This is a genomic window from Streptomyces ficellus (assembly GCF_030406405.1).
In the GTDB taxonomy this organism is placed as follows: Bacteria; Actinomycetota; Actinomycetes; order Streptomycetales; family Streptomycetaceae; genus Streptomyces; species Streptomyces ficellus_B.
In genome coordinates, this window is sequence record NZ_JAUEPL010000017.1 from 1 (window position 1) to 12,665 (window position 12,665).

General features: G+C 74.4%; 9 protein-coding genes, 1 pseudogene and 1 riboswitch. Of the genes and pseudogenes, 8 read left to right on the forward strand and 2 right to left on the reverse strand.

Going from position 1 to position 12,665, the window contains the following annotated elements; translation table 11 throughout:
- Nucleotides 1–182 precede the first annotated feature (182 nt).
- Both QWM81_RS13580 and QWM81_RS13585 read right to left on the reverse strand, forming a co-directional pair.
- Entirely contained in the window at nt 183–1,310 is a 1,128-nt protein-coding gene (locus QWM81_RS13580) for an alpha/beta hydrolase (RefSeq protein ID WP_290112116.1), read from the reverse strand.
- A gap of 60 nt (nt 1,311–1,370) precedes the next feature.
- Nucleotides 1,371–2,018, reverse strand: coding sequence for a class II aldolase/adducin family protein (locus QWM81_RS13585; RefSeq protein ID WP_290112224.1), 648 nt, complete (start codon nt 2,016–2,018; stop codon nt 1,371–1,373).
- 390 nt (nt 2,019–2,408) lie between these two features.
- Between QWM81_RS13585 and QWM81_RS13590 the strand changes: the two genes are divergently transcribed.
- The 8 genes and pseudogenes from QWM81_RS13590 to cobC all read left to right on the forward strand — a co-directional run bounded on the left by QWM81_RS13590 (nt 2,409) and on the right by cobC (nt 12,548).
- Nucleotides 2,409–3,683, forward strand: coding sequence for an inorganic phosphate transporter (locus tag QWM81_RS13590; RefSeq protein ID WP_290112117.1), 1,275 nt, complete (start codon nt 2,409–2,411; stop codon nt 3,681–3,683).
- 12 nt (nt 3,684–3,695) lie between these two features.
- Nucleotides 3,696–3,917: a hypothetical protein gene (locus tag QWM81_RS13595; RefSeq protein ID WP_290112119.1), complete on the forward strand. Its 222-nt coding sequence runs from the start codon at nt 3,696–3,698 to the stop codon at nt 3,915–3,917.
- 199 nt (nt 3,918–4,116) lie between these two features.
- Nucleotides 4,117–4,203: riboswitch (cobalamin riboswitch) on the forward strand.
- Between the two features lie 131 nt (nt 4,204–4,334).
- Nucleotides 4,335–5,285, forward strand: coding sequence for a cobalamin biosynthesis protein (locus QWM81_RS13600; protein WP_290112121.1), 951 nt, complete (start codon nt 4,335–4,337; stop codon nt 5,283–5,285).
- The gene (locus QWM81_RS13605) at nt 5,282–6,790 is read left to right on the forward strand and encodes a cobyric acid synthase (protein ID WP_290112122.1); all 1,509 of its coding nucleotides are present in this window, start codon (nt 5,282–5,284) and stop codon (nt 6,788–6,790) included. The genes QWM81_RS13600 and QWM81_RS13605 overlap by 4 nt, the downstream gene beginning before the upstream one ends.
- Nucleotides 6,791–6,962: 172 nt before the next feature.
- On the forward strand, nt 6,963–9,011 hold the full coding sequence (locus QWM81_RS13610) for a putative cobaltochelatase (protein ID WP_290112123.1): 2,049 nt from the start codon (nt 6,963–6,965) through the stop codon (nt 9,009–9,011).
- Entirely contained in the window at nt 9,011–9,610 is a 600-nt protein-coding gene (gene cobO / locus QWM81_RS13615) for a cob(I)yrinic acid a,c-diamide adenosyltransferase (protein ID WP_290112124.1), read from the forward strand. Before QWM81_RS13610 ends, cobO begins: the two co-directional genes overlap by 1 nt.
- Nucleotides 9,604–10,977 carry a cobyrinic acid a,c-diamide synthase CobB gene (locus tag QWM81_RS13620; protein WP_290112125.1) on the forward strand — a complete coding sequence of 458 codons (1,374 nt, stop codon included), beginning with the start codon at nt 9,604–9,606 and terminating at the stop codon, nt 10,975–10,977. Before cobO ends, QWM81_RS13620 begins: the two co-directional genes overlap by 7 nt.
- Nucleotides 10,974–12,548, forward strand: a pseudogene (gene cobC, locus QWM81_RS13630) (Rv2231c family histidinol phosphate aminotransferase CobC). The gene QWM81_RS13620 and the pseudogene cobC overlap by 4 nt, the downstream one beginning before the upstream one ends.
- The last annotated feature ends 117 nt before the right edge of the window (nt 12,549–12,665 follow it).

Consider the following 12,665-nt stretch of genomic DNA (forward strand, 5'->3'; position numbering starts at 1 on the left):
CACGGGGCGGCCGGGGGCGCCGCGGAGCGGGCCGGGTTGGCGCGCGGGCTCGGGGAGCGGGCCGGGCTCGGCGGCGGGTGGGCTCGCGGAGCGGGTGGGGGCGGCTCGGGGAGTGGGTCGGGCTCGGCGGCGGGTGGGCTCGGGGAGCGGGTGGCCCGGGAGCGGGGGGTTTTGGCGTGGGCCTAGATGAGGGAGGTGAGGAAGCGGCGGAGGGTTTCTTCGTAGCGGTCGGGGTCGGCGTTCCACATGGCGGCGTGGGGGGCGTTCGGGACGGTGTGGAGGGTGACCAGGTCGCCGCGGCGGGAGGCGAGCGCGCGGGAGGGCTGCCAGGGCGCGAGGTGGTCGTCGGGGCCGTGGAAGAGCAGGGTCGGGACGCGCAGGCGGTACGGGTCCACCGCTTCGGCGAGGCGGTCGCCGCGCACCCCCGTGCTGCCCTGGGCGGCGCGGACGGCGAGCGGCAGCAGTGGCGCGGGGACGCGGCGGGCGGTGGCCAGGGCGCGCAGGGTGGCCTCCCAGTCCAGCACCGGGGAGTCGAGTACCAGGCCGCTGATCCGGTCGCGCAGCCCCGCGTCGGCGGCGGCGTACAGGGCCATGGACGCGCCGGTGGACCAGCCGTGGAGGATGACGCGTTCGGCGCCGTACCGCACGGCGTAGCGGATCGCGGCGTCGAGGTCGCGCCACTCGGAGGCGCCGAGGTGGCCGAGCCCGTCGGCGGGCCGGGGGGCTCCGGGATCGCCGCGGTAGGCGAGGTCGAGCACCGGGAGGCGCATCCGGTTCAGGAACCCCATCAGGTTCATGGGGTGCTCCCGGGTGGTGCCGATGCCGTGGACGGTGATGACCCAGGTCAGGCGGGTGGCGGGGACGAACCAGGCGGGCAGGGTGCCGAGTTCGCCGGGGATCTCGACGTCCTGGTAGTCCAGGCCGAGCGCCCCGGCGGGGGTGCCGGTGTGGAGCTGCGGGGTGAGCCTGACGCGGCTGCCGACCTCCAGGTGGCCGCGCCGGACGCTCTCCAGGCGGCGTACGACGGTGTCGGCGGAGTGCGGCACGTCCGGAAGGACGGGGCCGACGATCGCGTGGACATCGGGGCCGGACAGGCCGTACGTACCGGGCCGCTGGGAGGCGAGGCAGCGCGTCAGGGCGACCTGGCCGGCGGCGGTGGCGTGCACGGTGAGCCGAGGCTCGTCGGGCAGGGGCAGGCCGGGCGGCACGTTCAGCGCGGCGGTACTGGCGTACCGGCCGGCCGCCACCGCGGCCGCGCCGGCACCGATCAGGGTCGAGACGGCCGCTGCCGCCGCTGTAGCCGGACGCATCGTTCCAGTGTCGGCGCCGGGGCTGCCGCCTGCCAGTGGGCGGGGTCACCCGGGCGGGGTTCAGCGGCGCTGGCCGTACCCGCGGAACTTCTCCGCCACCTCGTCCAGTTCGGCGGGCGACAGCAGGCTGGGCGACAGTCCCGGTACGGAGCCGGCGGCGAGCCATACGCGGCACATCCACTCCAGCTGGGCGGTCCGGTCGTAGGCCTGGTCCAGGGAGTCCCCGTAGGTGACGGTTCCGTGGTTGCGCAGCAGGCAGCCCGTGCGGCCGTCGAGGGCGCGCAGCATGTTCTCGGCCAGTTCGTCCGATCCGTACAGGGCGTAGGGAGCGACGCGGACGGGGCCGCCGAGGGCCGCGGCCATGTAGTGGATCAGTGGCACCTCGCTGACGAGGGTGGAGACGGCGGTGGCGTGCACGGCGTGGGTGTGGACGACGGCGCGGGCGGCGGTGTGGCGGTAGATCCGCAGGTGCATGGGCAGCTCGCTGGTGGGGGCCAGCTCGCCGCGTAGCTGGGTGCCGTCGAGATCGACGGCGACGGTGTCGGCCGGGGTGAGCCGGTCGTAGGGGACCCCGCTGGGGGTGACGAGGACCAGGTCGCCGACCCTGGCGGAGACGTTGCCGGAGGTGCCGACGACCAGGCCGTCCGTCACCGTTCTGCGGGCGGTGTCCACCAGCGCGTCCCACGCCTGCTCGATCGCCCGCTCCATCGCCCGCTCGGTCACCCGCTCGGTCGCCCGCTGGGTTGTCCGCTCGGTCGCCCGCCCGGTCGCGTCCTGTGTCATGCGTCCGATCCTGTCAGCCCGGGGCGCGCCGGGCCGGCAGCGGGCGGGGGGGGTGACAAGAATCTCTTCCGCGGCGTCCGAGGAGGGGGACCGAGGGCCTTCGCGAAGGGGCGCCAACGGGAGAGAAGAGGGCCGAATGCGCCCAAATTCCGGGATTCGGACAGGGCCGGACGGGGTCACGCCCCCGCCGGAGGCCGTAAGCGGAATGGCTGTGCCCCGAATGGGGACACCATGACGCCCGACCCAGTTCACCTTCCGTTCACTCAGGTTGCCTACGTTCGCCAAGCCACTGACGTCGAACGATTGCCTGGGTAAATGGAACACATCACGCTGCTGCTCGCCATTGTGGTTGTGACAGCTCTCGTGTTCGATTTCACGAACGGTTTCCATGACACCGCGAACGCGATGGCGACGACCATCTCGACCGGCGCGATGAAGCCCAAGACGGCGGTGGCCATGTCCGCCGTGCTCAACCTGGTCGGCGCCTTCCTGTCCGTGGAGGTCGCCAAGACGATCTCCAGTGGACTCGTCAACGAAGACGGCATCCGACCCGAAGTGATCTTCGCGGCGCTCGTCGGCGCCATCCTGTGGAACCTGCTGACCTGGCTGGTCGGCCTGCCGTCCAGCTCGTCGCACGCCCTCATGGGCGGCCTGATCGGCGCCACCATCGCCTCGGTCGGCCTGAGCGGCGTCAACGGCGGCGTGGTCGTCACCAAGGTGCTCATCCCCGCGATCGCCGCCCCGCTCGTCGCCGGCCTCGCCGCCATGTTCGCCGCCCGGCTGACGTACAGGCTCGGCAAGAACGCCGACCGGAAGACCACCGAGAAGGGCTACCGGGCCGGTCAGGTCGCCTCCGCCGGTCTCGTCTCGCTCGCGCACGGCACCAACGACGCGCAGAAGACCATGGGCATCATCACCCTCGCGCTCGTCACCGGCGGGGTGCTCGCCCCGGGCTCCAACCCCCCGATGTGGGTCATCGTCTCCGCGGGCGTGGCGATCGCGCTCGGCACCTACCTCGGCGGCTGGCGCATCATCCGGACCATGGGCAAGGGCCTGACCGACCTCCAGCCGCAGCAGGGCTTCGCCGCCCAGACCAGCGCGGCCAGCGTCATCCTCGCCTCCTCCAACATCGGCTTCTCGCTCTCCACGACCCACTCGTGCTCCGGTGCGGTGATGGGCGCGGGCCTCGGCCGCAAGGGCGGTGTGGTCCGCTGGTCGACCGCGACCCGGATGTTCGTCGCCTGGGGCCTGACCCTCCCGGCGGCCGGCCTCGCCGCCGCGGCGGCGGAGTTCGTGGCGCGCCAGGGCGGCTGGGGCGTCGGCGCCGTCGTGGTGTTCCTGATCGGCTCGTGTGCCGCGATCTGGCTGATCTCCCGCCGCCAGGTCATCGACCACACCAACGTCACCGACGACGAGATCGCCGAGCCCGCCGGTGTCGTGACCGCCGCCATGGCGGCCGTCACCCCGCCGCCGGCCGGCACCACCCTCTCCGATGACCTCAAGGCGACCATCCCGGCTCCCGCCGGTGAGGCCGTCCCGGCGTCCGCCGCCCCGGCGTCCGCCAGCCCGGCTCCCGCCGCCACGGTGTAAGGAAAGAACCGCATGAAGATCGACTGGGCAGCTCTCGGCGCCGTCTTCGGCGTCAGCCTCGTGGCGACCGTCGCCCTCGTGGGCCTGTTCACCCTCGGCATCGCCGGCCTCTCCAAGCAGGAGACGGCCTCGGCGAACGGCGGCTCCGCCGTCCTGGCACGCACGGGCGCGTACGCCTGCTTCGCGCTGTGCGCGGCCGCGGTGGCGTACGGGATCTACCTGATCGTCACCTGACGACGGCCGCACGCGCTGTCGGCGCCCCCGGAACGGTTCCGCGTTCCGGGGGCGCCGCCATGTCCGCCGTCATTGCCGCCGCCATGTCCGCCGCCGCGCGCGGGTGTGTGCCTCGGCACACCTCCCGCCGCAGGTCAACGGCGAGTTGACGGGCGTTCGCGGGCCGTGGTGGACTGCCGGGGCCATTACGGCGGCAGGAGAGGAAGCCGGTGCGAATCCGGCGCGGTCCCGCCACTGTGAGTCCGGCCCCGAGGCACGCCCGCGGAGCCGGATGAGTCAGGAACTCTCGTCGCCGGTCACGTCGAGCCAGGGCGCGGACCCTGAGTGAGGACATCAGCATGCCCGGCTGCCTTCGCGCTGCCTCGGAAGCATCGAAACCATCGAGAGTCTCGACAGCATCGAGCGCATCGAGAACCCATGCGCGGTGACCGCGTCTTCGCGTACGGTGCGGCCGCAGGGCTCGCCGCCGACCTGCTCCTCGCCGATCCCCGCCGTGGCCACCCCGTGGCCGCTTTCGGGCGCGCCGCGGCGCGCGTCGAGGGCGTGCTGTGGCGTGACCACCGCGCCTGGGGCGTACTGCACGCCGCGGTGTGCGCCGGGGGCGCGGCCGGTGCCGCGGCGCTGGCCGCCCGCGCGGTACGCGACCGGGGCGCCGCCTCCGTCGCGCTGACCGCCGCCTCGGTGTGGGCCGTCGTCGGCGGTACGTCGCTGGGGCGCGAGGCCCGCGCGATCGGCGGCGCGCTGGCGGCCGGTGACCTGGAGGTGGCCCGGGAGCGGCTGCCGCACCTGTGCGGGCGTGACCCGCAGGCCCTGGACCGCCCCGGTATCGCCCGCGCGGTCGTGGAGTCGGTCGCCGAGAACACCTCCGACGCCGTGGTCGGCGCCCTCGTGTGGGGCGCCATCGGCGGCGTCCCGGGCCTGGTCGCCTTCCGGGCGGTGAACACCCTGGACGCGATGGTCGGCCACAAGTCGCCGCGCTACCGCCGCTTCGGCTGGGCCTCGGCCCGCCTCGACGACGTGGCCGGCTGGCCCGGCGCCCGGCTGACGGCCGCCCTGGCTGCGGTCGCGGGCGGGAACCCGCGCGGCGCGGTACGGGCCTGGCGGGCCGACGCGGCCAAGCACCCGAGCCCGAACGCCGGGCCCGTGGAGGCGTCGTTCGCGGGCGCGCTGGGCGTACGGCTCGGCGGCACCCTGTCGTACGGCGGCCGTGTCGAGCACCGGCCCGTGCTCAACGGGGGCGGAAGGGCCGTCGAGGTGGCGGACATCGAACGGGCGGTGCGGCTGTCGCGCCGGGTGAGTGCCCTCAGCCTCGCCGTGTGCGTGGGTGGGCGACTGGCCCTGAGGGCCGGGAAGCGGAGGCGTACATGAGTGGTGGGGGGCTGCTCGTCGCGGGCACCACGTCCGACGCGGGCAAGAGCGTCGTCACGGCCGGCATCTGCCGCTGGCTGGTACGGCAGGGCGTGCGGGTCGCGCCGTTCAAGGGGCAGAACATGTCCCTCAATTCGTTCGTGACGCACGAGGGCGCGGAGATCGGGCGTGCCCAGGCCATGCAGGCGCAGGCGGCGCGGGTGGAGCCCACCGCGCTGATGAACCCCGTGCTGCTCAAGCCGGGCAGCGACCGCTCCAGCCAGGTGGTGCTGATGGGCAAGCCGGTCGGCGAGCTGAGCGCGCGCGGCTACCACGGCGGCCGGCAGCGCGAGTTGATGGAGCCCGTCCTCGACTGCCTCCAGCGGCTGAGGGACACGTACGACGCCGTCATCTGCGAGGGCGCGGGCAGCCCCGCCGAGATCAACCTGCGCCGCACCGACATCGTCAACATGGGCATCGCGCGCGCCGCGCGCTTCCCGGTCCTCGTGGTCGGGGACATCGACCGGGGCGGGGTGTTCGCGCAGTTCTTCGGTACGACGGCGCTGCTGGCGCCCGAGGACCAGGAACTGGTCGCGGGCTATCTGGTGAACAAGTTCCGGGGCGATGTGACCCTGCTGGAGCCCGGCCTCGACATGCTGCTGGGCCTGACCGGGCGGCGTACCTTCGGCGTCCTGCCGTACGCGCACGGCCTCGGCATCGACGAGGAGGACGGGCTTCGCGTGTCCCTGCGGGGGGCGGTGCGCGAGTCGGTCGTCGCCCCGCCGGTCGGCGAGGACGTGCTGCGCGTCGCCGTCTGCGCCGTACCGCTGATGTCGAACTTCACCGACGTGGACGCGCTGGCGGCCGAACCGGGCGTCGTGGTGCGGTTCGTGGACCGGCCGGAGGAGCTCACCGACGCGGACCTGGTCGTCGTGCCCGGCACGCGCGGCACGGTCAGGGCGCTGGCGTGGCTGCGTGAACGCGGCCTGGCCCAGGCGCTGGTGCGCCGCGCCGCCGAGGGCCGCCCGGTGCTGGGCATCTGCGGCGGCTTCCAGGTGCTGGGCGAGCGGATCGAGGACGACGTCGAATCCCGGGCCGGTGAGGTCGAGGCGCTGGGGCTGCTGCCGGTACGGGTGCGGTTCGCGCCCGGCAAGACCTTGGCCCGGCCGGTCGGTGAGGCCCTCGGTGAGCCCGTCGAGGGGTACGAGATCCACCACGGCGTGGCGGAGGTGCTGGGTGGCGAAGGCTTCCTGGACGGGTGCCGCGTCGGGGCCGTGTGGGGCACGCACTGGCACGGCTCGCTGGAGAGCGACGGCTTCCGGCGGGCGTTCCTGCGGGAGGTGGCGCGGGCGGCGGGCCGGCGTTTCGTACCGGCGCCCGACACGTCGTTCGGCACGCTGCGCGAGGAGCAGCTGGACCGGCTCGGCGACCTGATCGAGGAACACGCGGACACGGACGCGCTGTGGAAGCTCATCGAGCAGGGCGCCCCGGCAGGGCTGCCGTTCGTCCCGCCGGGGGCGCCGTGACCGGCCCCGCACGATCCCCGCGTGCGCGGGGAGCACGTGTCCTCGCCGGGCCCGGGTGCGTCGAACGACGGGCCATCCCCGCCAGGGCCGGGAGCGAGAACCGCAGCCTGCCGCGCCCCCAGGACAACTCCTCCGAACCCGGATGGAAGCCACTCGAAGGAGCGATCACAGCATGAGCACCCGATACCCGTTCACCGCCGTCGTCGGCATGGACGACCTGCGGCTGGCGTTGCTGCTCAACGCCGTCAGCCCGGCGGTCGGTGGCGTACTCGTCCGTGGCGAGAAAGGCACGGCGAAGAGCACGGCGGTGCGGGCGCTGGCGGACCTGCTTCCCGAGGTGGCCGTCGTCGCGGGCTGCCGCTTCAGCTGCGACCCGGGTACGCCTGATCCGCAGTGCCCGGACGGCCCTCACGAGGCCGGTACGGCGTCGTCGCGGCCCGCGCGCATGGTCGAACTCCCCGTGGGCGCGTCCGAGGACCGGCTCGTCGGTGCCCTCGACATCGAGCGGGCACTCGCCGAGGGCGTGAAGGCGTTCGAGCCGGGACTGCTCGCCGCCGCGCACCGCGGCATCCTGTACGTGGACGAGGTCAACCTCCTCCATGACCACCTGATCGACCTCCTGCTCGACGCCGCCGCCATGGGTGCCTCGTACGTCGAGCGCGAGGGCGTCTCCGTACGGCATGCCGCGCGCTTCCTGCTGGTGGGGACCATGAACCCGGAGGAGGGCGAGCTGCGGCCGCAGTTGCTCGACCGGTTCGGCCTCACCGTGGAGGTCGCGGCCTCCCGGGAACCCGAGCAGCGCGTGGAGGTCGTGCGGCGCAGGCTCGCGTACGACGACGACCCGGCCGCCTTCGCGGCGCGCTGGGCCGGCGAGGAGGCCGCGCTGCGGGAGCGGATCGTCGCCGCGCGGGAGTTGCTGCCGGCCGTGACGCTCGGGGACCAGGCGCTGCGGCAGATCGCGGCGACGTGCGCGGCGTTCGAGGTGGACGGTATGCGCGCCGACATCGTGATGGCGCGTACGGCGACGGCGCTGGCCGCGTGGGCGGGGCGTACGGATGTGACGTCGGAGGACGTACGGCAGGCGGCGCTGCTGGCGCTGCCGCACCGGCGCAGGCGCAACCCCTTCGACGCGCCCGGGCTCGATCAGGACAAGCTGGACGAGACGCTGGAGGAGTTCGGCGGCGGGGACGACGACCCCGATCCGGACCCGGACCCGGGGCCGGGCGACGGTCCCGGTGGCGGGGGCGGGGGCGGTGTGCCGCCGCAGGGCGGAGCGCCGTCCGACGAATCGGCGGCCCCCGACCAGGCACCGGCCCCCGACCAGGCCCCCCAGCAGGCCCCCGACCGGGCACCGGCTCCCGCCGCCGGCCCCGGTGGCGCCGAGCAGTCCCCCGCCAGGGCCGCCGAGCCGTTCCGTACGAAGATGCTGAGCGTGCCCGGCCTCGGGGAGGGCGCGGCGGGGCGCCGTTCGCGTGCCCGTACCGAGCAGGGCAGGACGACCGGGGCGCGGCGCCCGCACGGGGCGCTGACCAAGCTGCACCTGGCGGCGACCGTCCAGGCGGCCGCCCCGCACCAGCGGGCGCGCGGCCGGTCCGGGCCCGGGCTGGTCGTACGGCGCGACGATCTGCGGCAGGCGACGCGCGAGGGGCGCGAGGGGAACCTGGTGCTGTTCGCGGTGGACGCGTCCGGTTCGATGGCGGCCCGGCAGCGGATGGGCGCGGTGAAGGGTGCCGTGCTGTCGCTGCTGCTGGACGCCTACCAGCGGCGGGACAAGGTCGGCCTGGTCACGTTCCGGGGCTCGTCCGCCGAGGTGGCGCTGCCGCCCACGTCGTCGGTGGACGCGGCCGCCACGCGCCTGGAGCAGCTGCCGACGGGTGGGCGCACCCCGCTGTCGGCCGGGCTGCTGAAGGCGCACGACGTGCTGCGCGTGGAGCGGCTGCGTGACCCGTCGCGCCGCCCGCTGCTGGTCGTGGTCACGGACGGCCGGGCGACCGGCGGGCCGGAGCCGTTGCGGCTGGCCGCCCGCGCGGCCGGGCTGCACGCCGCCGAGGGCACCGCCTCCGTGGTCGTGGACTGCGAGAGGGGGCCGGTACGGCTGGGGCTCGCCGCCGAGCTGGCACGTAACCTCGGCGGCACCGCCGTCACCCTCGACGAACTGCGCGCGGACTCGATCGCGGGTCTCGTGAGGGATGTCCGAGCAACTACTGGGAGGGCCGCTTAATGCCGCAGGGACAGCCGGCCGTCGTACCGAACGACGGCCTCACCACCCGCCAGCGCCGCAACCGTCCGCTGGTGATGGTGCACACCGGCATCGGCAAGGGGAAGTCGACGGCGGCTTTCGGAATGGCGCTGCGCGCCTGGAACCAGGGCTGGCCGGTCGGGGTGTTCCAGTTCGTCAAGTCGGCGAAGTGGAAGGTCGGCGAGGAGAACGCGCTGAAGGTGCTCGGTGCGAGTGGCGAGGGCGGCAGCGTCGACTGGCACAAGATGGGCGAGGGCTGGTCCTGGATCCAGCGCGACTCCGAGCTCTCCAACGAGGAGAAGGCGCGGGAGGGCTGGGAGCAGGTCAAGCGCGATCTCGCCGCGGAGACCTACAGGTTCTACGTCCTGGACGAGTTCGCGTACCCCATGCACTGGGGGTGGGTCGACACCGCCGAGGTGATCCAGGTCCTGCGGGACCGTCCGGGCACCCAGCACGTGGTCATCACCGGCCGCAACGCGCCGCGGGAGCTGCTGGACTTCGCCGATCTCGTCACCGACATGTCCAAGGTCAAGCACCCGATGGACGCCGGTCAGAAGGGCCAGCGGGGCATCGAGTGGTAGCACGTCTCGTCATCGCCGCGCCGTCGTCGGGCGCGGGCAAGACCACGGTGGCGACCGGCCTGATGGCCGCGTTCGCCGGCCGTGGGCTGGCCGTGTCCCCGCACAAGGTGGGGCCGGACTACATCGACCCGGGCTACCACGCGCTCGCCACCGGCCGCCCGGGCCGCAACCTCGACGCCTACATGTGCGGTACGGAGCTGATCGCGCCGCTCTTCGCGCATGGCGCGCGCGGCTGTGACCTGGCCGTCGTCGAGGGCGTGATGGGGCTGTACGACGGCGCCGCCGACCAGGGCGAGCTGGCGTCCACGGCGCAGGTCGCGAAGCTGCTGCGGGCGCCGGTGGTGCTGGTGGTGGACGCCTCGTCGCAGTCGCGGTCGGTGGCGGCGCTGGTGCACGGGTTCGCGTCGTGGGACCCCGAGGTGCGGATCGGCGGGGTGATCCTCAACAAGGTGGCCACCGACCGGCACGAGCACCTGCTGCGTGAGGCGCTCGGCGAGTCGGGCGTTCCGGTGCTGGGCGTGCTGCGGCGCGCGCCGGCGGTGGCGACGCCGTCGCGGCACCTGGGGCTGGTGCCGGTGGCGGAGCGGCAAGCGGCCGCCGTGGAGGCGGTCGCGGCGCAGGCGGAGCAGGTGCGGGCGGGCTGCGACCTGGAGGCGCTGCTGGCGCTGGCGCGGTCGGCTCCGGAGCTGCGCGCGGAGGCGTGGGACCCGGGGGGTGCGGTTCGGCCGCACGCCGGTGGTGGGTCGCTGCCCACTGCCGGGGGGTCCCGGCCGGTCATCGCCGTCGCGGGCGGGGCCGCGTTCACGTTTTCGTACGCCGAGCACGCCGAGTTGCTCACGGCCGCCGGGGCCGAGGTCGCTCCCTTCGATCCTCTCCACGACGAGGAACTGCCCGAGGGGACGCGCGGCTTGGTCATCGGTGGCGGTTTTCCCGAGATGTACGGTTCCGAATTGTCGGACAACTCCCCATTGCGTAAAGCCGTGGTCGAGTTGGCCGCATCGGGCGCGCCGGTCGCCGCCGAGTGCGCCGGACTGCTGTACCTGGCCCGCTCGCTGGACGGCAAGCCCATGTGCGGGGTGCTCGACGCCGACGCGCGCATGTCCCAGCGGCTGACGCTGGGCTACCGGGACGCCGTCGCGGTCAACGACAGCCCGCTCGCGGCGGCCGGGACCAGGATGCGGGGGCACGAGTTCCACCGCACGGTGCTGGAGCCGGGCGCGGGCCCGGTGCCCGCGTGGGGGCTGCGGCAGCCGGAGCGCCGCGTGGAGGGCTTCGTACAGGGCGGGGTGCACGCGAGTTACGTGCATACGCACTGGGCGGCGGTGCCGCGGACGGCGCGGCGGTTCGTGGAGTTCTGTACGCCATGAGCCTGGTGGTCGGCGTGGGGGCCGGGCGCGGGGTGTCCGCCGGTGCGGTCCTCGGGTTGATCGAGGAGACGCTGCGGGGCGCGGGGCTGCCGGTGTCCGCGGTGGTGGAGCTGGCGACGGTCGACACGAAGGCGGACGAGGCGGGCATCATGGGCGCCGCGGCGCGGCTCGGCGTGCCGCTGCGGGCCTACCCGGCGCGGGAGTTGGCCCTCGTCGCCGTACCGCATCCGTCCGATATGGCGCTGGCGGCCGTGGGAACGCCGTCGGTGGCGGAGGCGGCGGCGCTGGCGGGTGGGGGCGAACTGCTCGTACCGAAGCGGAAGGCGACAAAACCGGCGCGCGTGACGTGTGCGGTGGCGCGCAGGCGGTTGTTGAATGTGGTGCCCGGGTACACGGCTGGGGAAACGGCGTTGACAGCACGGCCCGCGTCAGAGTCTTTAGACAGTGAGCGCTGAAGCGCTCGACGGTTCTTCCCCCCACCCCCCACCCACCCGATGGCGGCCATGCATACCCACACCGATAGCCCCGACCTGCGTCACCACGGTGACGTGGAGGTCCGGGACGAGAAGCTGACCGATCTCGCGGTCAATGTCCGTGCGAACACCCCGCCCGCGTGGCTGCGGGAGCGCATCGCGGACTCCCTCACCGGGCTGGCCGCCTATCCCGACGGGCGGGCCGCGCGGGCCGCCGTCGCCGAGCGGCACGGGCTGCCGGCCGAGCGGGTGCTGCTCACGGCGGGCGCGGCGGAGGCGTTCGTGCTGCTGGCGCGGGCGCTGCCGGTGCGGCGGCCGGTGGTGGTGCACCCGCAGTTCACGGAGCCCGAGGCGGCGCTGCGGGACGCGGGGCACGAGGTGCGGCGGGTGCTGCTGCGCGAGGAGGACGGGTTCCGGCTGGACCCGGCGGCGGTGCCCGAGGACGCGGACCTGGTGGTGGTGGGCAACCCCACCAACCCCACGTCGGTCCTGCACCCGGCCGCCGTACTGACCCGGCTGGCCCGGCCCGGGCGGACGCTGGTGGTGGACGAGGCCTTCATCGACGCGGTCCCGGGTGAGCGGGAGGCGCTCGCGGGGCGGACGGACGTGCCGGGTCTGGTGGTGCTGCGCAGCCTCACCAAGACGTGGGGCCTGGCGGGCTTGCGGATCGGATACGTGCTGGGCGAGCCGGGGACGGTGACGGCACTGGAGCGGGCGCAGCCGCTGTGGCCGGTCTCCTCGCCGGCGCTGGCGGCCGCCGAGGCGTGCATGTCGCGGGCGGCGCTGGCGGAGGCGGAGCACGCGGCCCACCGGACAGCCGTGGAACGGGCGCACCTGCTGGCGGGGCTGGCGGAGTTCGACGAGGTGCGGGCGGTGACGGCGGCGGAGGGGCCGTTCGTGCTGGTCCGCATCGAGGGCGCGGACGTGGTGCGGGAGCGGCTGCGCTCGCTGGGCTTCGCGGCCCGGCGCGGCGACACGTTCCCGGGCCTGGGCCCGCAGTGGCTGCGGCTGGCGGTCCGCGACCGGGTGACGACGAACCGTTTCCTCCAGGCGCTGGACCAGGCACTGGTGATGGCGGGGTGCGCGGAGGGCCGCTGACGCGTCACGGGATGCAGAACCTCGCGGGAGCCAGTCCTCACGGGGGCTAGACCTCACCGGATCCAGACCTCACGGGGGCTAGATTTCACCGGATCCAGACCTCGCGGGATCCAAACC